This window comes from Solirubrobacter ginsenosidimutans (assembly GCF_027587205.1).
In genome coordinates, this window is record NZ_JAPDOD010000042.1 from 17,230 (window position 1) to 41,582 (window position 24,353).

20 protein-coding genes are annotated in these 24,353 nt (G+C 71.2%); 12 read left to right on the top strand and 8 right to left on the bottom strand.

All coding sequences use genetic code 11. The annotated features are described in order from the left end of the window. Positions 1 to 11: 11 nt before the first annotated feature. Genes gltB through OM076_RS32820 form a run of 6 tightly spaced genes read left to right on the top strand, consistent with a single transcriptional unit; the run spans position 12 to position 9,208 of the window. Positions 12 to 4,562, top strand: a complete 4,551-nt coding sequence (gltB, locus tag OM076_RS32795) for a glutamate synthase large subunit (protein WP_270044371.1) — start codon at positions 12 to 14, stop codon at positions 4,560 to 4,562. Further along, on the top strand, positions 4,562 to 6,058 hold the full coding sequence (locus tag OM076_RS32800; protein ID WP_270044372.1) for a glutamate synthase subunit beta: 1,497 nt from the start codon (positions 4,562 to 4,564) through the stop codon (positions 6,056 to 6,058). The genes gltB and OM076_RS32800 overlap by 1 nt, the downstream gene beginning before the upstream one ends. Continuing rightward, positions 6,058 to 6,345: a GlsB/YeaQ/YmgE family stress response membrane protein gene (locus OM076_RS32805; RefSeq protein ID WP_270044373.1), complete on the top strand. Its 288-nt coding sequence runs from the start codon at positions 6,058 to 6,060 to the stop codon at positions 6,343 to 6,345. The genes OM076_RS32800 and OM076_RS32805 overlap by 1 nt, the downstream gene beginning before the upstream one ends. A 41-nt stretch (positions 6,346 to 6,386) precedes the next feature. Beyond that, the gene (locus OM076_RS32810) at positions 6,387 to 7,994 is read left to right on the top strand and encodes a M28 family peptidase (RefSeq protein WP_270044374.1); all 1,608 of its coding nucleotides are present in this window, start codon (positions 6,387 to 6,389) and stop codon (positions 7,992 to 7,994) included. Between the two features lie 18 nt (positions 7,995 to 8,012). Then, complete coding sequence (locus OM076_RS32815; protein ID WP_270044375.1) at positions 8,013 to 8,831, top strand: SDR family NAD(P)-dependent oxidoreductase; 819 nt, start codon at positions 8,013 to 8,015, stop codon at positions 8,829 to 8,831. Next, a complete protein-coding gene (locus OM076_RS32820) occupies positions 8,828 to 9,208 on the top strand; it encodes a DUF1810 domain-containing protein (protein WP_270044376.1) in 381 nt (126 codons plus the stop codon). Before OM076_RS32815 ends, OM076_RS32820 begins: the two co-directional genes overlap by 4 nt. A gap of 24 nt (positions 9,209 to 9,232) precedes the next feature. Here OM076_RS32820 and OM076_RS32825 read toward each other — a convergent pair whose 3' ends face one another. The 3 genes from OM076_RS32825 to OM076_RS32835 are packed head-to-tail and all read right to left on the bottom strand — an operon-like array spanning position 9,233 to position 11,534. Beyond that, a complete protein-coding gene (locus OM076_RS32825) occupies positions 9,233 to 9,961 on the bottom strand; it encodes an ankyrin repeat domain-containing protein (protein WP_270044377.1) in 729 nt (242 codons plus the stop codon). A 26-nt stretch (positions 9,962 to 9,987) separates the two neighbouring features. Then, the gene (locus OM076_RS32830) at positions 9,988 to 11,136 is read right to left on the bottom strand and encodes a cysteine desulfurase-like protein (protein WP_270044378.1); all 1,149 of its coding nucleotides are present in this window, start codon (positions 11,134 to 11,136) and stop codon (positions 9,988 to 9,990) included. Next, the gene (locus tag OM076_RS32835; RefSeq protein WP_270044379.1) at positions 11,133 to 11,534 is read right to left on the bottom strand and encodes an NUDIX hydrolase; all 402 of its coding nucleotides are present in this window, start codon (positions 11,532 to 11,534) and stop codon (positions 11,133 to 11,135) included. Before OM076_RS32835 ends, OM076_RS32830 begins: the two co-directional genes overlap by 4 nt. Before the next feature lie 74 nt (positions 11,535 to 11,608). Here OM076_RS32835 and OM076_RS32840 point away from each other — a divergent pair, with 74 nt between their 5' ends. Next, complete coding sequence (locus OM076_RS32840; protein WP_270044380.1) at positions 11,609 to 12,925, top strand: flavin-containing monooxygenase; 1,317 nt, start codon at positions 11,609 to 11,611, stop codon at positions 12,923 to 12,925. Positions 12,926 to 12,937: 12 nt separating this feature from the next. After that, positions 12,938 to 13,906, top strand: a complete 969-nt coding sequence (locus tag OM076_RS32845) for a hypothetical protein (protein WP_270044381.1) — start codon at positions 12,938 to 12,940, stop codon at positions 13,904 to 13,906. Here the strand turns inward: OM076_RS32845 and OM076_RS32850 are convergent. Then, a complete protein-coding gene (locus tag OM076_RS32850) occupies positions 13,903 to 14,376 on the bottom strand; it encodes an SRPBCC family protein (protein ID WP_270044382.1) in 474 nt (157 codons plus the stop codon). The two genes, OM076_RS32845 and OM076_RS32850, sit on opposite strands and share 4 nt — an antisense overlap. Before the next feature lie 28 nt (positions 14,377 to 14,404). Here OM076_RS32850 and OM076_RS32855 point away from each other — a divergent pair, with 28 nt between their 5' ends. The 3 genes from OM076_RS32855 (at position 14,405) to OM076_RS32865 (ending at position 20,946) form a co-directional block, all read left to right on the top strand. Beyond that, the gene (locus OM076_RS32855) at positions 14,405 to 15,004 is read left to right on the top strand and encodes a TetR/AcrR family transcriptional regulator (RefSeq protein ID WP_270044383.1); all 600 of its coding nucleotides are present in this window, start codon (positions 14,405 to 14,407) and stop codon (positions 15,002 to 15,004) included. 87 nt (positions 15,005 to 15,091) lie between these two features. Further along, a complete protein-coding gene (locus OM076_RS32860) occupies positions 15,092 to 18,046 on the top strand; it encodes a M36 family metallopeptidase (RefSeq protein WP_270044384.1) in 2,955 nt (984 codons plus the stop codon). Next, a complete protein-coding gene (locus OM076_RS32865) occupies positions 18,043 to 20,946 on the top strand; it encodes a M36 family metallopeptidase (protein ID WP_270044385.1) in 2,904 nt (967 codons plus the stop codon). The genes OM076_RS32860 and OM076_RS32865 overlap by 4 nt, the downstream gene beginning before the upstream one ends. 3 nt (positions 20,947 to 20,949) lie before the next feature. Here OM076_RS32865 and OM076_RS32870 read toward each other — a convergent pair whose 3' ends face one another. Then, positions 20,950 to 21,891, bottom strand: coding sequence for a hypothetical protein (locus OM076_RS32870; RefSeq protein ID WP_270044386.1), 942 nt, complete (start codon positions 21,889 to 21,891; stop codon positions 20,950 to 20,952). Positions 21,892 to 21,936: 45 nt separating this feature from the next. On the opposite strand from OM076_RS32870, the gene OM076_RS32875 reads away from it, so the two are divergent. Then, the gene (locus OM076_RS32875) at positions 21,937 to 22,392 is read left to right on the top strand and encodes a hypothetical protein (RefSeq protein WP_270044387.1); all 456 of its coding nucleotides are present in this window, start codon (positions 21,937 to 21,939) and stop codon (positions 22,390 to 22,392) included. On the opposite strand, the gene OM076_RS32880 is transcribed toward OM076_RS32875, so the two are convergent. The 3 genes from OM076_RS32880 to OM076_RS32890 are packed head-to-tail and all read right to left on the bottom strand — an operon-like array spanning position 22,389 to position 24,330. After that, positions 22,389 to 23,018 carry an HAD family hydrolase gene (locus OM076_RS32880; protein WP_270044388.1) on the bottom strand — a complete coding sequence of 210 codons (630 nt, stop codon included), beginning with the start codon at positions 23,016 to 23,018 and terminating at the stop codon, positions 22,389 to 22,391. The genes OM076_RS32875 and OM076_RS32880 overlap by 4 nt on opposite strands. Then, the gene (locus tag OM076_RS32885; protein ID WP_270044389.1) at positions 23,015 to 23,860 is read right to left on the bottom strand and encodes a DUF7064 domain-containing protein; all 846 of its coding nucleotides are present in this window, start codon (positions 23,858 to 23,860) and stop codon (positions 23,015 to 23,017) included. Before OM076_RS32885 ends, OM076_RS32880 begins: the two co-directional genes overlap by 4 nt. Continuing rightward, complete coding sequence (locus OM076_RS32890; RefSeq protein ID WP_270044390.1) at positions 23,857 to 24,330, bottom strand: FxsA family protein; 474 nt, start codon at positions 24,328 to 24,330, stop codon at positions 23,857 to 23,859. Before OM076_RS32890 ends, OM076_RS32885 begins: the two co-directional genes overlap by 4 nt. Positions 24,331 to 24,353 lie beyond the last annotated feature (23 nt).

Consider the following 24,353-nt stretch of genomic DNA (forward strand, 5'->3'; position numbering starts at 1 on the left):
GTCGCCCGCTTATGCCTCAACGTCCAAGTGGCCCCGTCGGCCTCTACGATCCGTCCTACGAGCACGACGCCTGCGGCGTCGCGATGGTTGCCAAGCTGGATGGCAAGCCGTCGCATGAGACCGTAGAGCGAGCGATCGTCGCGCTCGAGAACCTCGAGCACCGTGGTGCCGCGGGCGCCGATCCGAACACCGGCGACGGCGCCGGGATCCTGCTCCAGATGCCCGACGAGTTCATTCGCGGGGTCATCGACGCGGAGCTGCCGCCGCCGGGCGCCTACGGCGTCTGCGTGTGCTTCCTGCCGCGCGAGGAGGAGCGCCGCGTGGAGCTCGAGCAGCTGCTCGAGGACACGGTGCGCGCCGAGGGGCAGCGCGTCGTCGGCTGGCGCGACGTGCCCGTCGACAAGGACTACGTCGGCATCACGGCCAACCTCTACGCGCCGTACATCAAGCACCTCGTGGTGGCGGCGTCGGACGAGCTGTCGACCGACCAGGACGCCTTCGAGCGCAAGCTCTACGTGATCCGCCGCGTGGCCGAGATCGCCGCCGGCCCGGAGCTCGTGGTTCCGAGCTTCTCCAGCCGCACGATCGTCTACAAGGGCATGCTCACGAGCCCGCAGGTCCTGGGCTACTTCCCGGACCTCGCCGACCCGCGCACGAAGTCCGCGATGGCGCTCGTGCACAGCCGCTTCTCGACGAACACCTTCCCGTCCTGGGAGCTCGCGCACCCGTACCGGATGATCGCCCACAACGGCGAGATCAACACGCTGCGCGGGAACGTCAACTGGATGCGCGCGCGGGAGTCCCAGCTCGCCTCCGAGCTCTTCGGCGACGACCTCCAGAAGGTCCTGCCGATCGTGCGCCCCGGCGGCTCCGACAGCGCGACGTTCGACAACGTGCTCGAGCTGCTCGTGCTGGCCGGTCGCAGCCTCCCGCACGCGGTGATGATGATGATCCCGGAGGCCTACCAGGACCGGGACGACCTGCCCGAGGACCTGCTCGGCTTCTACGCGTTCCACTCCTGCCTGATGGAGCCGTGGGACGGCCCCGCCGCCGTCGCGTTCACCGACGGCCGCGTGATCGGCGCGACGCTGGACCGCAACGGCCTGCGCCCCGGCCGCTGGCTGGAGACCGAGGACGGCTGGGTGGTGCTCGGCTCGGAAGCCGGGGTCATGGACGAGCCGGCGGCCAACGTCAAGCGCAAGGGCCGCCTGCAGCCCGGCAAGCTCTTCCTCGTCGACCTCGAGCGCGGCCTGATCGTCGACGACGGCGACGTCAAGCGCGAGGTCGCGGGCGCCAAGCCGTACAAGCAGTGGTTCGACGAGGGCATCGTGCACCTCGCCGACCTCCCGCCCGCTCCGCCGCTTCCCAAGCCCGAAGAGCCCCTGCACGAGCGCCAGCGCGCGTTCGGCTTCACGCAGGAGGACCTGCGGGTCCTGCTCGCGCCGACCGCGGCCAAGGCCGAGGAGCCGATCGGCTCGATGGGCAACGACGCCGCGCTCGCCGTCCTATCGGACCGTGAGCCCTCGCTCTTCAGCTACTTCAAGCAGCTCTTCGCGCAGGTCACGAACCCGCCGATCGACTCGACCCGCGAGGCGATCGTGATGAGCTACGGCACCGGCGTCGGGTCCGAGCGCAACCTGCTCGACGAGACGTCCGAGCATGCCCATCAGCTGGCGATGCAGACGCCGATCCTGTTCGACCGCGAGCTGCAGCAGCTGCGCCACGTCGACAGCTCGATCTTCAAGGCCCACACGGTCGACATCACGTGGCCGATCGCTGAAGGTCCCGAGGGCATGGTCACCGCGCTCGAGCGGGCCTGCAAGGAGGCCGACGAGGCGCTCGTCCGCGGCGTCAACATCCTGATCCTCTCCGACCGTGCGGTCAGCCCGGAGCGGGCGCCGATCCCGGCGCTGCTCGCGGTCGCCGGCGTCCATCACCATCTCGTGCGCGAGGGCACGCGCCTGCAGACCGGGCTCGTGCTCGAGTCCGGCGAGCCGCGCGAGGTCCACCACTTCGCGACGCTGATCGGGTACGGCGCTTCGGCGATCAACCCGTACCTGATGTTCGAGTCGCTCGAGACGCTCGTCGCCGAGGGCCGCGTCCCCGGCGTGACCGACTTCGAGACCGCGCAGTGGAACGTCGTCAAGGGCATCGCCAAGGGCCTGCTCAAGACGATCTCCAAGATGGGGATCTCGACGATCCAGTCCTACAACGGGGCGCAGATCTTCGAGGCCGTCGGGCTCGCGCCGGACCTGATCTCGAAGTACTTCGTCGGCACCGCGTCGCGGATCGGCGGCATCGACGCCGGCATCCTCGCGCGGGAGACGCTGGACCGCCATGCGCGCGGGTTCGGCCTGCATTCCAGCGACGACCTGCTGCCGGTCGGCGGCGTCTACGCGTGGCGCCGCGAGGGCGAGCACCACATGTGGAACCCGGAGACGATCGCGCTCCTGCAGCACTCCGTCCGCCACGGCGGCCAGCCGACCTACGACGAGTACTCGAAGCTGGTCAATGAGGACGCCGCGCGCCGCGCGACGCTGCGCGGGCTGCTGAAGTTCCGCGAGCTGCCCGAGGATCAGTGGCTGGACATCGACGACGTCGAGCCGGCGTCGGAGATCGTCAAGCGCTTCGTCACCGGCGCGATGTCGCTCGGGTCGATCAGCCGCGAGACGCACGAGACGCTCGCGATCGCGATGAACCGCCTCGGCGGCAAGTCCAACACGGGCGAGGGCGGGGAGGACCCGGTCCGCTTCAAGCCGGACCCGAACGGCGACCGGCGCCGGTCGGCGATCAAGCAGGTCGCCTCCGGCCGCTTCGGCGTCAACATCAACTACCTCGTCAACGCCGACGAGTTGCAGATCAAGATGGCCCAGGGCGCCAAGCCCGGCGAGGGCGGTCAGCTGCCCGGCCACAAGGTCGATCGCTACATCGGCTCGATCCGCTTCACCACGCCCGGCGTGGGTCTGATCTCGCCGCCGCCGCACCACGACATCTACTCGATCGAGGACCTCAAGCAGCTGATCTACGACCTGCGCTGCGCCAACCCCGGCGCGCGGATCTCGGTCAAGCTCGTGTCCGAGGTCGGGGTCGGGACGGTCGCGGCGGGCGTGGCCAAGGCCAACGCGGATCACGTGCTGATCGCGGGCCACGACGGCGGCACGGGCGCTTCGCCGTTGTCGTCGATTCAGGCCGCGGGCATCCCGTGGGAGATCGGGCTCGCCGAGACGCAGCAGACGCTGGTGCTCAACGACCTGCGCTCGCGCATCTGGGTCCAGACCGACGGCCAGCTCAAGACCGGCCGCGACGTCGTCGTCGCCGCGCTGCTGGGCGCCGACGAGTGCGGCTTCTCGACCGCTCCGCTGATCGCGACGGGCTGCATCATGATGCGCGCCTGCCACCTGAACACCTGCCCGGTGGGCATCGCGACGCAGGACCCGGAGCTGCGCAAGCGCTTCAAGGGCCAGCCCGAGCACGTCGTGAACTTCTTCTTCTTCGTCGCCGAGGAAGCGCGCGAGCTGATGCGCCGCCTCGGCATCTCGAAGTACGAGGACCTCGTCGGTCGCGTGGACCTGCTCGAGGCCGACGGCGCGATCGAGCACTGGAAGGGCCGCGGCGTCGATCTCACCCACGTGCTGGCCGCGCCGCCCGTCACCGACGACGCGCCGCGCCGGCGCCTGCGCCCGCAGGACTCGCCGCTGCCCGGCGCGCTGGACTGGACGCTGATCGAGGCGGCCAAGGACGCGATCGACCACCGGATGCCGATCACCGGCTCGTTCGACGTGCGCAACGTCAACCGGACGGTCGGCGGCCTGCTCTCCTCCGCCGTCACGAAGGTGCACGGCGCGGCGGGGCTCCCGCCCGGGACGATCCGCTACACGCTGCACGGCTCGGCCGGGCAGTCGTTCGGCGCGTGGCTCGCGCCGGGCGTCGAGCTGTCCCTGTTCGGCGATGCCAACGATTACACCGGCAAGGGGTTGAGCGGCGGCGTCCTGTCGGTCCGCCCGCCGGAGGGCGCGACCTTCAAGGCCGAGGAGAACGTCCTGATCGGCAACACCGTGTTGTACGGAGCGACCGGCGGCCGCGCGTTCTTCCGCGGGCTCGCGGGTGAGCGCTTCGCGGTGCGCAACTCCGGCGCGTCGGCGGTCGTCGAAGGCGTCGGCGACCACGGCGCCGAGTACATGACCGGCGGGCGCGTGGTCATCCTCGGCCGCACGGGGCGCAACTTCGCCGCGGGCATGAGCGGCGGCGTCGCCTACGTGCTCGACGAGGACGGGACGTTCGAGCAGCGCTGCAACATGGGTCTGGTCGGCTTCGACGCGATCTCCGAAGCGGACGCGATCGAGCTGCACGGGCTGATCGAGGAGCACGGGGAGCGCACCGGATCGGCGGTCGCCGCGCGCGTCCTCGACGACTGGGCCGAGTACCTGCCGCGGTTCAAGAAGGTCATGCCGCACGACTACAAGCGCGCGCTGGCCGAACTGGAAGCCGAGGAGCAGCGCGGGATCGAGCCGGCGGAATCGACCGGCGGCGAAGGATTCGTCACGACGGAGCGGAGCGCCTGATGGGCAAGATCGGAGGCTTCCTCGAGATCAGCAGGGTCGAGGCTCCCGAACGCGACCCCAAGGCGCGCGTCGCGGACTTCCAGGAGTTCGTCGAGACCGTCGAGGTCGCCGAGCTGCGCGACCAGGGCGCGCGCTGCATGGAGTGCGGCGTGCCGTTCTGCCACAACGGCTGCCCGCTCGGGAACCTGATCCCGGATTGGAACGACCTGGTCTACCGCGATCGCTGGCAAGAGGCGATCGTGCAGCTGCACGCGACCAACAACTTCCCGGAGTTCACCGGGCGGCTGTGCCCGGCGCCGTGCGAGGCCGCGTGCGTGCTGGAGATCCGCGAGGGCGACGCGGTCTCGATCAAGCAGATCGAGGTCTCGATCGTCAACCGCGCGTGGGACGAGGGCTGGATCCAGCCGCAGCCGCCGCGGGTGGAGACCGGTCGCACGGTCGCGGTCATCGGCGCGGGTCCCGCCGGCCTGGCGGCCGCGCAGCAGCTGCGCCGCGCGGGGCACACGGTCACGGTGTACGAGCGTGACGAGTCCGGCGGCGGGCTGATCCGCTTCGGCGTGCCGCACTTCAAGATCGAGAAGTGGGTGGTCGAGCGCCGGCTCGATCAATTGAAGGCCGAAGGCGTGCGTTTCGAGTACGGCGTCGATGTGGGCGTCGACATCTCGGCCGAAGCGTTGCGCGCGGCGCACGACGCGGTCGTCATCGCCACCGGCTCCCGGGTTCCGCGCGACCTCCCGGTCCCCGGTCGCGAGCTGGACGGTGTCCACTACGCGATGGAGTACCTCTACGACCGCGCGCGCTGCCTCGAGGGCAACCCGCCGGCAGCGCCGATCACCGCCGCGGGCAAGCACGTGCTCGTGGTCGGCGGCGGCGACACCGGCGCGGACTGCGTCGGGCACTCGCACCGCGAGGGCGCCGCGTCGGTCACGCAGATCGAGCTGCTCGGCGAGCCGCCCGAGCGCCGCCCGGACGACCTGACGCCGTGGCCGCGCTGGCCCGTGAAGCTGCGCACGTCGTACGCGCTCAAGGAAGGCGGGGTGCGCGACTTCGCGATCTCCACCACCAAGCTCACCGGCAACGGGAGCGTGGAGGAGGTCCACTGGGTCCAGAACAGCGGCAAGCCGCCGTTCGAGGCGGTCGCCGGCACCGAGGAGACCCGCCCCGCGCAGCTCGTGCTGCTCGCGATGGGGTTCCTGTCGCCGGAGCAGTCGTTGCTGGAGGCGCTGGGCGTCGAGCGCGACGCGCGCGGCAACGCCAAGGCGGGCGCGTACGCGACGTCCGCTCCCGGGGTGTTTGCCGCGGGTGACGCGCGGCGCGGCCAGTCGCTGATCGTCTGGGCGATCAACGAGGGCCGCCAGGCCGCCCGCGTCGCCGATCGCTACCTGCGCAATCTGCCGGCGCGCGATCCGCGCGACGAGGAGTCGGCGGGTACGTCGGAGCGCTTCGGCTCGCCGGATCTCGGCGCCGACCCGCCCAACGAGGCGTCGATCAGCTGATGCTCGCCTACCTGATCGCCCTCGCGATCGGGGGGCTCATAACGGGAGGGCTCGCGCGGCTGGCGCTGCCGGGCCCCGACCCGATGTCGCTGCTGCAGACGATGTTCGTCGGCATCGGCGGCTTCTTCATCGCCGGCCTGATCTATTACGTCGCCACCGACGGACAGGCGCGCGGCGTCGGCTACCTCGCGGGCTTCACCTGCTCGGTGGTCATCGTCTACATCATCCGGCGCCGCAGGGGCGGGGACCTGACGCACCCCGGGCGTGACCCGCGGAGGCGTCGCTAAGGGCTTGACATGAACGCATGATGAGTAGAAGGCTGCTCATTATGCAGAAGCGATTCCTCGGCGCCGCCGCGCTCGCTGCCGGCGCCCTTCTCGTTGCCGCGGCTCCGGTGCAGGCCACCGGCGGAGGTGGGAACGACACGTCGGCCAAGCTGCGCAAGGCCGTCACCGTGGACGGCATCAAGCTCCACGAGGCGGCCTTCAACCTGATCGCGCTCGGCACGGGCGGGAACCGGCTGGCGGGGACGAAAGGACATTCGCTCTCCGCCGACTACGTCGCGCTGCAGGCGCGCCTCGCGGGGCTGAACGTGCGCCGCCACGACTTCGAGTACGACCTGTTCGCGCTGGGCGACTGGAAGCCGCCCGTGCTCGACGTCAGGCGCGGCAAGCACTACATCCCGGGCATCGCCGGCTCGATCCCGGGTGGCGACTTCGGCTCGATGGTCAACTCCGCATCGGGCGACATCACGGCACCGGTGTGGGCTGCCGATCTGACGATTCCCTCGCCCACCCCGAACACCTCGGACTCCGGGTGCGAAGCCGCCGACTTCGCCGGCATGCCGGCCGGCGCGATCGTGCTGCTCCAGCGCGGCTTCTGCGGTGAGCTCGCGAAGATGCTCAATGCTCAGACCGCCGGTGCGGGCGCGATCGTCTACATCAACGAAGGCAACGTGGGCGTCCCGGGCCGTGAGGACCCGCGCTGGTTCGACATGACCGGCGCCGGGGTCAATGTCCCGATCGTGGCCGCCCAGGTCGCGACGGTCCAGGACCTGGCCGGCGGTGTGGCGCAGGGCCTGGTCGGCAAGACGGCGCGGCTGCGGGTCGAATACCGGATCGGTGCCACGCCGACCGAGAACGTGATCGCCGAGACGCGCGGCGGAGACCCGAACAAGGTCGTCGTGGTGGGCGCGCATCTGGACAGCGTCGGCCCCGGGCCGGGCATCAACGACAACGGCTCCGGCTCGGCCGCGCTGGTCGAGTTCGCGCAGGGGCTGCGCGGCGTGAACCCGAAGAACAAGATCCGCTTCATCTGGTTCAGCGCCGAGGAGTCCGGCCTGCTCGGCTCGCAGGCCTACATCGACAGCCTGCCCGAGGCGGAGCGTTCGAAGATCGCCGCGATGCTGAACTTCGACATGATCGGCTCGCCGAACTTCGTGAACATGATCTATGACGGCAACCTGTCGGACTCGCCGCCGATCGACGAGGAGACGTTCGCGCCGTCCGCGCGCCCGTACTCGGCGACGATCGAGCAGATCTTCCTGGACTACTTCAAGGCGAACCGGATCCCGAACCGGCCGACGGCGTTCGACGGCCGTTCCGACTATGGCCCGTTCATCGCCGCGGGCATCCCGGCGGGCGGGTTGTTCACGGGCGCCGAGGAGCTCAAGACCCCGGAGGAGGCCGCGCTCTTCGGCGGCGTCGCGGGGGAGCAGTACGACGGGTGCTACCACCTCGGCTGCGACGACTTCTTCAACCTGTCCAACAAGGCGCTCGACGTCAACTCCGACGCCGCGGCGCACGCGCTGATCACGATCGCGCAGAGCAAGATCCCGAACCGTCCGCCGTCGACGCCCTCGGTTCAGCGGCGCGCCGGCTCCGCGCACTCGCTCGGCCTGCCCGCCCCGGCGCCGCTGGAGGCGTCAGGGCGGTAACGGGGTACGCTCCGCCACATGCGCAACGTCCTGATCACGGGCTGCTCGACCGGGATCGGGCGCGCGACGGCACTTCGGCTGGCTCGCGGTGGGTGGACGGTCTACGCCACCGCGCGCCAGCCCGCGACGCTGGACGAGTTGGAGGCGGCGGGCTGTCGCGTGCTGGCGCTCGACGTCACGTCCGAGGACTCGATGGTCGCCGCGCTGGCGGAGATCGACGGGTCCGTCGACGTGCTGATCAACAACGCCGGCTACTCGCAGTCGGGCGCGCTGGAGACGCTGCCGCTGGCGTCCGTGCGGCGGCAGTTCGAGACCAACGTCTTCGGCCTGCTGCGGCTGACGCAGCTCGTCCTGCCGGGGATGCGGGCGGCGGGAGCGGGGAAGATCGTCAACGTGTCCTCGATGGGCGGGCGGCTGACGTTCCCGGGCGGCGGCGCCTACCACGCGACCAAGTACGCGGTCGAGGCGTTGAGCGACGCGCTGCGGATGGAGGTCGCGCGCTTCGGGATCGACGTGATCTGCGTCGAGCCGGGCCTGATCCGCACCGAGTTCGGCGCGACGGCGGCGGGCGGCGTGACGTCCACGGCGGCCGCCGACGACCCCTACGCCGAGTTCAACGCGTCGGTCGCGAAGTCCACCCGCGACGTCTACGAAGGCCCGCTGTCGCGGCTCGGCGGGGACGCCGACGACGTCGCGCAGGCGATCGAGAAGGCGCTCGGGAAGTCGCGCGCGCCGACCCGCGTGCCGGTCACCCCATCCGCGCGGGTGCTGATGGGGCTGCGCCGCGTGCTGCCCGACCGGGCGTGGGACAAGGTCGTCGGCCAGTCGTTCAAGTGAGCCTCGAGCGCTTCGTCGAGGCGCAGGACCCCGTCTGGCCGTCCGTGCTCGCCGAGCTGCGCGCCGGCCGCAAGACCTCGCACTGGATGTGGTTCGTCTTCCCGCAGCTCACGGGTCTCGGCCGCAGCCCGATGTCGATCAAGTACGCGATCGCCGACGTCGACGAGGCCCGCGCCTACCTCGCCCACCCGATCCTCGGCCCCCGCCTGCGCGAGTGCGCCCAGATCCTCCTCGACCTCTCCGGCTACACCGCGTTCGACATCTTCGGCGGCATCGACGCGCTGAAGCTCCGGTCCTCGATGACCCTCTTCGCCGAGGCCGCCCCGGACGACCCACTCTTCCGCGACGTCCTCACCCGTTACGCCGCCGAAAGCTAAACCCCACCTAAGGGGTCTGGCCCCTTAGGTGGGGCTTAAGTACGCCGCCCAGTCGTCGGGGGTACCGTCGAAGAGGGTGTCTTTGATCGTGCGATCGGCGCCGGCGTCGATCAGCGCCTGTACGGCTTCGGCCGAGCGCGAGACGACGGCGCTGTGCAGCGCGGTCGAGTGGGAGTGCCAGCCGGGCGGGTTGAACGCGTCGATGTCGACGCCCGCGGCGATGAGGTCGCGGATCGCGCCGGCGCGGCCGTGCAGGGCGGCTCCGGCCAGCGCGGTCTGGCGTTCGTCGGCCGTGGATGCGGCGAGGTCGTAGGGGCGTCCCAGGCAGACCGAGGCGACGAGCGTCTCGCGCGCGCCGCGCTCGAGCAACCGCTCCGCGGCGGCGTTTTCGCTGTGGGCAAGGGCGGAATCGAGGCAGTCGGGGCCGGCGCCCGCGTCGACCAGCACATCGATCAGCGAGAGCTGAACCCCGCATTCCCGCGGCACCTGGCCGGAGACGATGAGGCCGAGGGCGTAGTCCCGCCCCTCGGCGCCCGCGTCGAGCAGCACCCGCGTGAGCTCGACGATGTTCGCCGGCAGCGTCCCGGTGCGGATCGGGTTCTCGGCGACGAACCAGAGCAGATACGGCCGCGCGAAGTAGTCGTCACGGCCGTTCTCGAGGCGCTGGCGCAGCAGTTGCGGGTGCGCGGAGAGCAGCGCTTGCAGCGCGCCGAGGTCGCCCGAATCGATTGCGTTGACGGCCTCGGCGAACATAAACGTAGCCTAAGGGGCCAGACCCCTTAGGTGGGCTTTAGGTCGGCGACGGCGGAGAGGAGGCGCTCGGCGTCGGACGCGTCGTTGTAGTGCAGGAAGCCGGCGCGGATGCCGCCGTGGGGGGCGAGGCCGAGGGTGCGCTCGAGCTCCCAGGCGTAGTAGTTGCCGTCCCAGACCGCGATCTCGCGCTCGTTGAGGTACTTGGCGACCTCGGTCGGGTGGTGGCCGGCGACGGTGAACATCAGCGTCGGGGCGCGCTCGGCGGCGGCGCCGTAGAGCGTGACGTGGTCCATCGCGCCGAGGCCTGCCAGCGCGCTGTCCAGCAGCGACTGCTCGTGGGCGTGGACGGCCTCGAAGTCGAGGTCCAGCATGTACTCCGCGGCGGCGCGCACACCCGCGAGCGCCTCGAACGGGAGCGTTCCCAGCTCCCACCGGTCCGGCGACTCGTCGGGCGACGGGTTGAGCTTGTCCGGGTGGTACTCCGCCATGATCTCCGGCCGGCCGCAGAGCATCGCCACGTGCGGGCCGAACCACTTGTAGGCGCTGCAGCCGATGACGTCGGCGCCCAGGGCCGCGAGGTCGTTGCGGCGATGCGGCGTGGCGTGGACGGCGTCGACGTAGACCCGCGCGCCGACGGCGTGCGCGGCGGCGACGATCCCGACCAGATCCGGCACCGTGCCAATGGCGTTGGACGCGGCGGTCACGGCCACCCACTTCGTGCGCTCGGAAAGCACCGCCTCGACCGCCGACGCCGGCAGCTCGAGCGTCCCCTCGACCGGCTCGGCGAAGCGCACCGTCGCACCCGCCCGCTCGGCCGCGATCACCCACGGGCGCACGTTGGAGTCGTGATCGAGGCGGGTGCAGACGACCTCGTCCCCGGCCGACAAAGACCGCAGGACGGTCGCGGCGAAGCGCATCGTCAGCGCGGTGAACGACGGCCCGAAGACGACGCCCTCGGGCGAGCCGCCCAGCAGTGTCGCGCACGCCACGCGCGTGGACTCGACCAGCTCGTCGGTCTCGTGCGCCTGCTTGAACTGGCCGCCGTGGTTGGCGTTGGAGCCCGAGCGCATCCAGTCCGCCATCGCCTCGATGGCGCTGTCGACCACCTGCGAGCCCGCGGGCCCGTCGAGGCGTGCCCAGCCCTCGCGCAGCGCCGGGAAACGATCGCGATTCATAGGTCGGAGACCTCCTGGGCAAGGTCGATGTCGTGTTCGTAGGTCAGCAGCTCGGTGGCTTCGGAGGGCGGGAGCCAGCGGATCTCGTCGACCTCCTCGTTGGGCTCGAACGCGTCGCCGTCCTCGGTCGGCTCCATCAGCCAGTAGCGAACGGCCTTCGGGCGGCCCTTGCGGTCGTCGTAGAACGTCGGCGAGAGCTCCTCGCCCAGCTCGCAGCGCAGCCCGGTCTCCTCCCACACCTCGCGCAGCGCGCAGTCCTCCCAGCTCTCGCCGGGGTCGAGCTTGCCCTTCGGCAGCGACCAGTCGTCATAGCGCGGACGATGCACGATCGCGATGTTGCCGTCCTCACGGCGGACCACGCCGCCCGCGGCCTTGACTTCTGCGTCCTCGGGGTTCATCGGCGCCGCACTCTAACGTCGCCCGTAGCCCAATCCGGCGAGGGCGGAGATGAGAAACCGTAATCTGACGGACGGTGTCACTTCCCGTCTGCGTGATCGGGGCCGGATCCTCGGGGATCGCGGCGGTCAAAGCGCTCGCGCAACGCGGGATCCCGTTCGACTGCTTCGAGAAGTCCGACCGCGTGGGCGGCAACTGGGTCTTCCGCAACACCAACGGGATGTCGTCGGCTTACTGGTCGCTGCACATCAACACCTCGCGCGACCGGATGGCGTACTCGGACTTCCCGATGCCGTCCGACTATCCGGACTTCCCGCACCACACGCAGGTCGCCGCGTACTTCGACGCCTACGTCGACCACTTCGGCCTGCGCGAGCGGATCACGTTCGAGACCGGGGTCGAGCGGGCGCAGCCCCAAGCCGGCGGCTGGCGGGTGACGCTCGACACCGGTGAGGAGCGGGAATATCGCGCGCTGCTGATCGCCAACGGCCACCACTGGGACCCACGCTGGCCCGAGCCGGCGTTCCCGGGGGCGGACGACTTCAACGGCGTCCAGATGCACTCGCACCACTACACGGGCGACGACCCCGAGCTGCTCACGGGCAAGCGGGTGGTGGTGCTCGGGATGGGCAACTCGGCGATGGACATCGCGGTCGAGGCCACGCAGGTCGCCGAGCGCGTCTTCCTCGCCGCCCGCCGCGGTGCCTGGATCGTGCCCAAGTACGTCTTCGGCCGCCCGCTCGACCAGTTCGTCACCGCCCCGCGCGTCCCGCTGAAGATTCGCCAGCGCTTCATGGCGACGACGCTGCGCGCGGCGATCGGAGACATGGAGCGCTACGGCCTGCCCAAGCCCGACCACCGCGTGCTCGAGGCGCACCCGACGATCTCGGACTCGATCCTCACCAGCCTCACCCACGGCGACATCACGCCCAAGCCCAACATCGCGCGCCTTACCGAAGAGACCGTGGTCTTCGCCGACGGCAGCGAGGAGCGCGCCGACGTGGTGATCTACGGCACCGGCTACAAGGTCAGCTTCCCGTTCTTCGACCCGAGCGTCGTCGCCGCGCCCGACAACGAGCTGCCGCTCTACAAGCGCGTCTTCCACCCCGACCTGCCGGGCCTCTACTTCCTCGCGCTGCTGCAGCCGCTCGGCGCGACGATGCCGCTCGCCGAGGCGCAATCGGAGTGGATCTGCGATCACCTGACCGGTCGGTACGTGCTCCCGGGTCGGCGCGAGGTGCTCGAAGACATCGCGCGCGAGCGCGCGGCGATCCGTCGCCGCTACGTCGCGAGCAAGCGCCACACGATGCAGGTCGACTACGACGACTACCTCTTCGAGGTGCGACGCGAGCGCAGGCGCGGCGCCGGAAAGTCCGCCCGGGTGAGCCGCTAGCCTGGCTGCGCGATGCGTTCCCGTTTCACAATTCTTGTCGCCTGCGCGCTCGCGCTGGCGCTGCCGTCCACCGCCTCGGCCGCCTTCACGGTCGGAATCTCCGAGAACGAAGCTTCGATGTTCGCCGACCCGCTCTTCCAGGGGGTGGGCTTCAAGCAGGCTCGGGTGATCGTGGGCTATGACGTCGCGCTCCAGCCGGGCAGCGCCGAGTTCACCCGCCTGCAGGCGTACATCGCCGGGGCGACGGCGTCGGGCGTCGAGCCGCTGGTCTCCTTCCAGCACACGCGCGGCGACTCCTCGAAGTGCGACCAGAAGAAGAACTTCAGCAAGGGCATCTGCAAGCTCCCGAGCCAGAAGGCCTACGAGACCGCGATGAAGGCGTTCTTCAAGAACTTCCCGACGGTGAAGGTCGTCTCGCCGTGGAACGAGATCAACCACTTCACGCAGCCGACGTCGCGCAGCCCCGCCTCGGCGGCGAAGTTCACCAACACGGTGGCCAAGCTCTGCAAGACGTGCAAGATCGTCGTGGCGGACGTCCTCGACCAGGCTGACGATCCCGCGGCCAAGAACCCGAAGTTCACCAAGACGGCCAAGTACATCGCGGACTTCCGCAAGGCGCTGAAGGTTCCGCGCACGATCTGCGGCATCCACAACTACTCCGACGTCAACCGTTTCCGCTCGACCGGCACCACGGCGCTGATGAACGCCCTCGGGTGCAAGGAGTACTGGCTGACCGAGACCGGCGGCCTCTACAACTTCGGCTCGTTCTGGTCCAAGAAGACCTACAAGGGCTGCTCGAAGGCCTCGTCGTGCCAGCTGAAGGCGACGAAGTACATGTTCACGCTGGCCAAGAAGAACAAGAAGATCAAGCGCCTGTACGTGTACACGTGGTTCGGCGCCGTCACGCCGCGGTTCGACGCCGGACTGGTGGCCAACGGCCAGCCGCGCCCGGCGCTCGCCGAGATCCGCAAGTACCTCTAAGCGGCCTTTGCCGTCTGGCCGCTCTCCAGGAGAGCGGCCAGGCGCTGCATCGCCTTCTCGTTGCCGGTGCGCAGCAGCTTGCGCATCAGCGGCAGCAACGGCCGCTCCATCGCCGGCACCTTCTGCAGCGCGAACTCGAACTCGATGTGGGTACCGCCGTCGGGAAGATCGCTGAGCGTGTACGTGCCGTGGGCGATCCGCTTGCCCTTCGCGGCGATGCTGCGCTCGCGGATCATGCGGCCCGGCTCGACTTCGAAGACCTCGATCTCGGCCTCGTCGGTCATGCCGCCGGCCTTGGTGGTCACGTTGGCCTTGGAGCCGATGCCGGTCGGGGGACCGGACACGCGCCAGTTCGTGAGCATGTGGTCGGTGAAGGCCTCGTGGTTGGCCATCACGTCGAGGTAGTCGTAGACGGCGTCGCGGGGTTGGGGAACGTCGATGAAGACCGTGACAGGCTGGGGAGGAGTCATGATGTACCACACGGTACACTTCTGAGCGATGGCTGGCAAGGACCCAAAGGGGCGCTTGCTCGAGGCGGCGATCGAGCACATCGCAGCACGCGGCGTGAGCGATCTCAGCCTGCGTGAGCTGGCCGCCGCGATCGGCACCAGCCACCGGATGCTGATCCACCACTTCGGCGGCCGCGAAGGGCTCTGGGTGGAGGTCATCCGCACCGTCGAGGAACGCCAGCGGGCGGCGCTCGCCGAGGTGCTCCCCGAGCCGGGCGCGAGCGGTGGCGACGTCATGCGGCAGTGGTGGCGGCACATCTCCGACCCGTCGCTGTGGCCGAACGAGCGGCTCTTCTTCGAGCTCTACGGCCAGGCGCTCCAGGGGCGGCCGGGAACGGTCGAGCTGCTCGACGGGATCGTCGACGCGTGGCTGGAGCCCGCCGCGCAGAGCTTCATGGCCTACGGGCTCTCACGCGAGGAGTCATTCGCCCACGCGCGGCTGGGCGTCGCGGTCAGCCGCGGCCTGCTGCTCGACCTCCTCGCCACCGGCAATCGCGAGGCCGTCGACGCCGCCATGGACGCGTACATCGACGTCATGGAGCGACGACTGGCTACACAGCTAGGGCAAGTTCTTACGGATCCCGACTAGATTCGGCGGATCGCTCGGACCCGGGTCATCCTTGCGCTCGCGCTCCTCGCCGCCTTCGCGCTGCCCGCTTCCGCACGCGCCGAGCAGGTGCTGCAGCGCCTGGGCGGGACGCTGACGGCGCCGGCGAGCGGCGACGCGGAGACGATCGCCCTGCGCTACGTCCGCGCGCACCTGTCCTCGCTCGGACTCTCCGAGCGCGACCTGGACACATTGCAGGCGCCGACCTCGACGACCGTGGGCGGCGTGACGATGCTGCGCTGGCGCCAGGCCGTCGACGGCATCCCCGCCGCCGACAGCGAGCTGCGCGTGAACGTCACCCGCGACGGCCGCGTGCTGTCCGTCCTCGGCTCGCCCGCCTCGGGGCTGTCGGCGAACACGACCCCGGCCCTGAGCGCCGGCGGGGCCGTGCGCGCGGTGCAGGACGACGTCCGCGCGTATCGCTCGCTGCCCCGCGCCAGCGGCCCTGTCGGTGCGACGCGGGCGACGAAGTTCGCCGACGGGACCAGCGCCGCGCTGGCGCTGCTGCACGATCGCCTCACGTGGCGCGTGACCTACCGCGCGTCCTCGGACGAGGTGTGGGACATGTTCGTCGACGCCGCCGGCGGCAAGATCCTCAAGCGCGCGAACCTGGTCAAGTCGGCGGCGCCGGCGAAGGTGTGGGAGAACTACCCGGGCTCGGCCTTCGGCGGGACGGCCACGAGCGTCGACCTCACGCCGTGGCTGACGAGCACGACGCAGCTGCTCGGGCCGAACGTCCACGCGTACGCCGATACCAGCGACATCGGGTCGGGCACGGAAGTCGTGCCGGGACCGTACGACTTGACCAAGGTCACGACCGTCAGCGGCTGCACCGACGCCAAGCAGTGCTCGTGGGACCCGGGGCTGAGCTCGAGCTGGACCGTGAACCGGTCGCAGAACGCCGTCCAGGCGTTCTATCTCGCCAACCGCTTCCACGATCACCTCGCGGCGCCGCCGATCAACTTCACCGATCGCGCCTTCGAGAACGGGGACCGGCTGCGGCTGGAGACCGACGACGGCGCCGCGACGGGGCCGGACAGCAACCACGTCAACAACGCGAACATGTACACGCCGCCCGACGGCACGTCGCCGATCATGCAGATGTACCTGTGGCGCGGGCCGAGCTATCGAGCGGTCAACGGCGGCGACGACGCGTCGATCCTCTACCACGAGTACACGCACGGGCTCTCGAACCGGTTGATCCGCGACGCGGGTGGGGCGGGCGCGCTGAACTCGGCGCAGGCGGGCGCGATGGGCGAGGCGTGGAGCGACTGGTACGCCAAGGACTTCCTCGTCAACCAGTACCCGGGGCTCGACGATCCTGCGGTCAACGGCGACGTGCACATGGGCACCTACACCGACCTCATCCCGAACTCGATCCGCTCGCAGGGGCTCGACTGCCCGGTCGGCGCGACGGCCCCCGCGTGCCCGGGCGCGGGCCAGGCCGGCCCCGGCGGCTACACGTACGGCGACTTCGGGAAGGTCTACGGCGGCGGGCCCGAGGTGCACGCCGACGGGGAGATCTGGGCCGAGACGCTGTGGGACCTGCGGACCGCGATCGGCTCAAGCGACGCCGAGCGGCTGATCACGCAGGCGATGCGGCTGTCACCCGCCGAGCCGTCCTTCCTGGACGAGCGCAACGCGATCCTCGCCGCCGACGAGGCCGCGGGCGGGACGTTCGCGAACGCGATCTGGACGGTGTTCGCGAAGCGCGGGATGGGCTATTACGCGTCGACGACGAGCTCCGACGACATCGCACCCGTCGAGGACTTCTCGCCGCCTCCGGGTCTCAACGACCCGCGCGGGACGCTCGCCGGGCGTGTGATCGATCCGGCGGGTACGCCGCTGGCGGGTGCGAAGGTCACGCTCGGACCGTTGGTCGCGGTGGCGGGTGCCGACGGGCGTTACACGCTGGTGGGTGTGCCCGCGCGCGCCTACGCCAACGTGACCGTCTCGGCTCCGGGATATGACCGCGTGCTGTTGCCGGCGACCGTCGCGGCGGACGCGACGACCACGTTGGACGTGACGCTGCGGCGCAACTGGGCCGCGCAGTCGGGCGGGGCGATGGCGACCGGCGGGGACGAGCTCGCCGCTCAGGGCTGCGGGTCGCTCGCGGCGATCGACCAGCATCCGGGGACGGCGTGGTCGACGCCCACGTCGGCGGCCGGCAAGGCGATGGTCGTGACGTTGCCGGCGACGATCACGGTCGATCACTTCGAGGTCGATCCGGGCGAGGGCTGCGGGGACCTCTCGAGCGCCGCGGCCAAGGACGTGCGGATCGAGACGTCGGCGGACGCTTCGAGCTGGACGGTGGCGGCGACGCGCACCTTCACCAACGCCGAGCGCCATCAGCTCAACGTCGTCGGCGTGGCGGCGGGTGCGGGCACGAACGTCCGCTACGTGCGGGTGACGATCGTGAACACGCGCGGGACGTCGTCGTACATGGACATGACCGAGTTCGCGGTCTACTCGGGTGGGGCGGTCGTGACCCCGACGCCGACCGCGACGGCCACCGCGACGCCGACGGGAACTGCGACGGCGACGCCGACGGGTACCGCGACCGCCACGCCCTCGGCAACCGCGACGGCGACGGCGACGGCGACGGCCACGGCGACCGCGACGGCGACCGCCGAACCCACCCCGGTCACCTCCGCGGCGACGGTCGCACCCACCGCCGAGCCCACCCCGACCGCGCTCCCCACACCCACCGCGACGCCCGCCGCGCACCCCAAGTTCTCCCTCGGCGCGTCCGGCAAGCGCGCGATCCGCGTCAAGGCGACCTGCCCGCGCGGCTGCGCCGTCACCGCGACGCTGACCGTCGACGCCTCGACCGCCCGCCGGCTCGCGCTCGGCAAGTCGCGCACCGCCGGCTCGCTCAAGCGCACCCTCAAGGCAGGGGCGACGACGTTCACGGTCAAGCTCGGCACGCGGGCGCACTTCAAGACGGGCGCGGCGATCAAAGCCACGCTGACCGTGCGGTCCGGTAGCGTCGTCGAACGCCGCCGTGTGACCATTCGCCGTTGACCCGCCGCCGCACCTTCGCCGCCGTCGCGCTCGCGATCCTCGCCTTTCCGGCCGCCGCCTCCGCCGCCCCGGAGGACGTCGCCATGCGCTACGTGCGCGACCACCGCGGCGCGCTCGGCCTCGACGCCGCCGACGTCGCCGCGCTCGCGGCCCCCACGGTGAGCGAGGGCGGCAACGTCACCACCGTGCGCTTCCGGCAGGCGGTCGACGGCATCCCCGCCGCCGACGGCGAGGTGCGGGTCAACCTCGCTCCCGACGGCAGCGTGCTCAACGTGATCGGCGCGCCGGAGCACGCCCTGGACGCCGACACGACGCCGACCGTCACCGCCGGCGAGGCGGTGCGCGCCGTGCAGGCCGCCACCGGCAGCTTCCGCGCGACGGTGCAGAGCAAGGCCGCCAGAGGCGCGACGCGCGCGACGACCTACAGCGACGGGACGGCGGCCGAGCTCGCGCTCGACCAGCGCCGGCTCGTCTGGCGGGTGACCTACCGGTCCTCTTCTGCCGAGGTCTGGGACGCGTTCGTCGACGCCCGCAGTGGCAAGGTCCGCCGGCGCGTGAACATGGTCAAGTCCGACACGAACGCGACCGTCTGGGAGAACACGCCCACGGCGGCGCTGGGCGGGACGGCGAACACCGTCAATCTCGAGCAGCACGGGTGGCTCGCCGCGGGCGCGCAGAAGCTGCTCGGTCCCAACGTGCACGCCTACTCGGACGTCGACGACGACGACTTCGCCGACGCCGCCGAGGAGATCGGCGCGCCGCCGTTCACGCTTCCCCAGACCGGGTTCTCACCCGCCGGCGGCAGCTGCCCCGCCGCCAACAAGTGCACCTGGAACCACAACATCGGCGGCAGCTGGAACACCAATCGGCGCCAGAACATGGTCCAGGCGTTCTATTTCGCCAACCGCTTCCACGATTGGCTCGCCGCTTCTCCCGTGAATTTCGGGACGCTGTCCGGGAGCTTTGACGCCGGAAGCGACCCGCTGCAGCTGGAGACCGACGACGGCGCCAACCCGCCGGGCGGGCTCCCTGACGCCCTGCACAGCAACAACGCGAACATGTTCACGCCCCCGGACGGCACGCCGCCGGTGATGCAGATGTACCTGTGGCGCGACCCGGGCTACCGGACGGTCAACGGCGGCGACGACGCCTCGATCGTCTACCACGAGTACACGCACGGGCTCTCGAATCGGCTCGTCACCGACGCCGCCGGGCACGGCGCGCTCTACTCGCCGCAGGCGGGCGCGATGGGGGAGGGCTGGAGCGACTGGTACGCGAAGGACTTCCTCGTCTCCCAGTTCCCCGGCCTGGACAGCGCCGCCGCCGGCGACGTGGACATGGGCGCCTACGTCGACGCGTCGCCGCGCACGCTGCGCACGCAGGGCCTGGACTGCCCGGTCAACGTCGTCGCCGTTACCTGCCCGGGGGTCGGCGCCGCCGGCTCGGGCGGGTACACGTACGGCGACTTCGGGAAGATCGCGGGCGGAATGGAGGTGCACGCGGACGGCGAGATCTGGGCCGAGACGCTGTGGGACCTGCGCGGCGCGGTCGGCTCGGTCGACGCGCGCCGGCTGATCACCGACGGCATGCGGCTCTCGCCGCCGGAGCCGTCCTTCCTGGACGAGCGCAACGCGATCCTGCTCGCCGACCAGGCGGCCGGTGGCGGCCGGCGGGCCGCGATCTGGTCCGTCTTCGCGGCCCGCGGCATGGGCTACTACGCCTCGACGGACACCGTCACCAACGCCGTGAGCCAGGACTTCTCGCTCCCGCCCACGGGCGCCGATCCGCGCGGCCGGATCGCCGGCACCGTCGTCGACAGCGCGAGCGGCGCCGGCCTCGGCGGCGCGTCGGTGGCGATCAGCGGCCTCGCCGCCGGCCCGGATCGGCTCGCCGGCACGACCGACGGCGCCGGCAACTACGCGATCGAGAGCGTTCCAGCCCGTATATTCCCCAGCCTGCTGATCGCGGCCCCCGGATATGACAGCGTCGCCCAGCCGGTGAGCGTGCCGGCGGGCTCGACCGCCGTCGCCGGAGCGGCGCTCCGGCGCAATTGGGCGGCCTTCCCGGGCGGCGCGACGGCCATCGCCGGGCCCGGGAGCGACGACTACGCCGACCAAGGCTGCGGGCCGGACGCCGCGATCGATCAGTCGCAGGGCAGCGGCTGGTCCACCGAGGCCAAGCCCGGCGGGAAGTCGATGGTCGTCTCGCTGCCCGCCCAGGTCGACGTCAACGAGTTCGTCGTCGATCCGGCCGAGGCGTGCGGGGACGGGGCCGCATCGGCCGCGGCAAGCTACCTGATCGAGACCTCGACGGCGTCGGCCGGCGGGCCCTGGGCCGTCGCCGCGTCGGGCCGCTTCGCCGACGCCGACCGCCACCGCCTGAACGCGATCCCCGCGGCCGCCGACGGCGTCCGCCACGTGCGCGTCACGCTGCGCAGCTCCCAGGGCGGCGGTACGTTCGTCGACCTCTCGGAGTTCGGGGTGCACGGCGCGCAGGTCGTCCCGGACGTGCAGCCGCCGCCGGCGCCGACCCCGACGCCCGTCCCCACCCCTCCCGCGACCGTCGCCCCGCCGGCGTTCTCCTTCCCCGCGCACGGCCGCACCACGGTGAAGTTCAAGGTCACCTGCGCCGCGATCTGCGACGTGACCGCGAAGCTGACGGTCGACCGCCCGACCGCCAAGAAGCTCGGCCTGGGCCGGAACCTGACGGCCGGCTCGCTCACCGTCAAGGGCGTCAAGGCCGGCAAGTCCAACCTGACACTCAAGCTCAAGACCAAGGCGAAGAAGGCCCTGCTCAAGGGCCCGAAGACCCGCACCTACCGCGCGCGCATCAAGGCGACGGGGAACTACGCCGGGGCGGCGCCCGTGTCGCGCTCGGCGCAGGTCACGCTCAAGCGCTGACGGTCACGGGTCCGGGTAGGGCTGGAGGTGGACGCCGTGCGTGAAGCGGCGGCCGCCGAGCTCGTACGCCCCGCCGCACTTGGTCAGCAGCTCGGCGGAGCTGCGCCCGGGGCGGCGGACGCCGAGCCGGACCTCGGCGATCCCCGCGTGCAGGACCTCGCGCTCGCCGTGGACGGCGTCGTCCGTCACGCCCGCGTACTTGAAGCCGACCGTCTGGTCCAGGTCGGCATGGACGGCGACGCGGATCGCCACCCGCTGGCCGGGGACCATCGCCTCCAGGCGACCCGGGGCGGCGATCACGCGCACCCCGGTGACGTGGCCGAGCCCGCCGAGCCGGTGCCGCCGGCCGCCGATCGACACCGCGCCGTTGGCGATCCACGGGCTCAGCGCGCCGCCCACGCGGATGCGGGCGATCGCGAGCTCCAGCCACGCCTCGGGCTCGTCCTCGAAGCCGGCCGCGTGCAGCCAGACCCAGCGCTCGGCATGCTCGGCGCCCCAGTTGTGGCCCACCGTTGCCCGCCACGCGACGACGTCGAGCTCGGCGCCGTCGAAGACGAGCCGGCCCGAGGTGGTTCCGTCGGGCACGGGCGCTTCGAGCTTGGTGCGCGGGACCGGGAGCCGGTACAGCGTGCGCGGCCGCAGATGGCGCAGCGGCGTGGCCTCGCCGGAGACGGTGAGGTCCCACTCGGACATGCGCCCGCGCGCCCGCGCCTCGCCGCGGAAGCCGCTCGCGCCCGCGTTGCTCGCCGGGCCCGCGGGGAGCGACTGTTTGACGGCTGCGGGCGCGCCCGCGCCGGGGTCGAAGACCGTGCACCAGAGCGCTCCCGACGTCTGCGCGGCGCCCGCGGGGCGGTGCGCGGTGTGCCTGATCCAGAGCGCTCTCGGCTGGCGTCCGGGCTCCGTGTCCCGTGCGCTGAGAAACCAGGACTCGTAGCGGCCGGACACGGACCCATTGTGCCGTCCGACGCACCCCGTACCGTGAGCCCCGTCATGCCACTGTGCTTCATTGAGCCGCAGGACGCCATCCGCGTGATCGCGGAATCGGTCGGCCGGGAGGCCCGCCGACAGCTGCTCGGCGAGCTGGTGCGCGCCTGGGTCGACGAGATCCCGGAGTCCGAGCTGGCGTCGCACTACGCCAAAGCCGTGGCGGACCTCGACGAGCACGACCTCTCGATGCTCGCCGCATGGCACGCCTCGATGGAGGTCGGCATGCCGGTGGCGAACAAGGAGTTCCTCGTCGGCGCGTTCAAGTCACTGGGCGAGAACCGGCGCGAGGCGCTGAAGATCGCCGCCGGTCTGCGCGGCGAGGATGCCTTCAATGCGGGTGTCGCCGAGGAGCAGGCGCTGGAGAGCGTGCTGCCCTGGCTGTCCCGGGAACGGGCGACGGAGCTCCTGGCCGAATGCCTCGAGCTCTACGTCTGGGACCGCCTCGGCGGGGAGAACTAGGCGAAGAGCGCGTCGAGCTCCGCGATGACCTGGGAGGTCTCGCGGAAGTGGATGCCGTGCATGCCCAGCTGGCGGGCGGCGGTCACGTTGACCTCGACGTCGTCCACGAACGCGCAAGCGTCGGCGTTCAGGCCGAGCCGGGACAGCGTGAGCTCGTAGATCTGCGGCTCGGGCTTGCGGGTGCCTTCGAACCCGGAGTCCACGATCAGCTCGAAGAGCTCGTCGACCACCGGGATCTTCCGTCGCCACGCGTCGTGCCACTCGCGCACGTTGTTGGTGAGGATCGCGAGCCGCACGCCGCGGGCGCGCAACGCCCGGTAGTGATCGAGCAGGGGCTCGTTCGGCTCCAGGGAGGCCATCAGGCGGGCGCCGTAGCCGTCGAGGTCGACCGGGCGGCCGAGCACCTCGCTCAGGCCTCCGGCGATCACCGCGATGAAGTCCGGCTCGCTCATCTGGCCGCGCTCGAGCGTCCACAGCGGCGGTTCGTCCGCCCGCGACGCGACGAGCGCCATCGCCTTGGCGAGCGCCTCGATCGGGATGCCGATCTCCGTGTGCGCGCGCTTGAACGCGTCCATCAACGGCAGCGTGACGACCCCGCCGAAGTCGCTGACGACGGCCTTGATCACGCGTGGCGGATGACGTCGTAGCGCCCGACCGCGGTGCGTCCTTCGATGTGCCAGACGAAGAACGCGACGTCCAGCCGCAGCGCGCCGAGCTGGACGGTCGACCCGGTGACGACCTCGCCGAGTCCGCGCGTCGGGTAGTCGTCGTCCTTGTCGACCCAGAACTCGAGGCCCGCGCGGATCTGGCGGCCGGCCTCGTCGGTGGTCGTCGACAGCCGTGGCTCCTCGACGGACAGCGTCTTATCGGCGTCCAGCAGCGCCGCCCACAAGCCTTCGTCGGCGTGTGAGGATGCCTTGGTCGAGCGCACCGCGGCGAGCACCGAGCCGGTGCCGTCCGCGAACCACGCGCTCACCGCGCGCGTCAGCACGATCTTGTCCCAGTCCGGGTTGCCCCACGAGTGCCCGCGCTGGCCGAGCCCGTCGACGGGGCGGTCGCCCATCGTCCCGCGAACGCGGCAGAGCTGCTCGTAGCCCTCCATCCCACCCGCCTTGACGACGGCCTGGCGCCCGCCGTACTCCGCCGGGGGCGTCAGCGCCTCGAAGGTGAGCTCGAACTCGAGCTCCCCGGAGCCACGGACGATCCAGCGCTCGAGCGGCTCGACGGTCTCGACGGTGAGCTCAGGGGGCGGCGTGGCGCCGGCCTCGGCGATCGCGCCGAGCGTCTCCCGCCCGGCGAAGGCGATCGCGAGCGCGCTCGAGGACTCGTTGTCGTCCGCCGCGAGGCCGGACGCGACGCGCGCGAGCCCGAACAGCCCCACCGACGTGTCCGCCCACGAGAACGTGACGGCGTCCGTGTCCCCCGGCTTGCGAAGGGGGCGCGGCGCCTCCAGCGACGCCGCGCTCATCGCGGCGGGTCCAGCCGGTCGGGGTCGATGTCGACCGCGGTTCCCTCGACGTCGTCGGGGTGGCGGAAGCGCCCGTTGGGCGGCGTCGCGGTGCCCGGCATCGAGCCCATCAGCTTCAGCGCGCCGCGGCGCACCAGCAGCGCGCGCAGGAGGACCCGCGTGGGCGGGAAGAGGAACAGGAGCCCGAAGATGTCGGTGATGAAGCCCGGCGTGAGCAGCAGCACGCCGCCGAAGATCACCAGCACGCCGTCGATCACCTCGCGGTGCGGGATCCGGCCACCCTCCAGTGCCTCGTTGAAGCGGCGCCAGGCGGAGCGGGTCTGCGTGCGCAGGAGATACGAGCCGAGCAGCGCGTCGGCGATCAGCAGCGCGATCGTCCACCACACGCCGATCAGCTGGCCCACCTGGATGAGCACCGCCAGCTCGGCGATGGGGACGATGATGAAGAGGAGGATCAGAAGCAGCGGCATCGGCTGCTCGGCACGATATGACG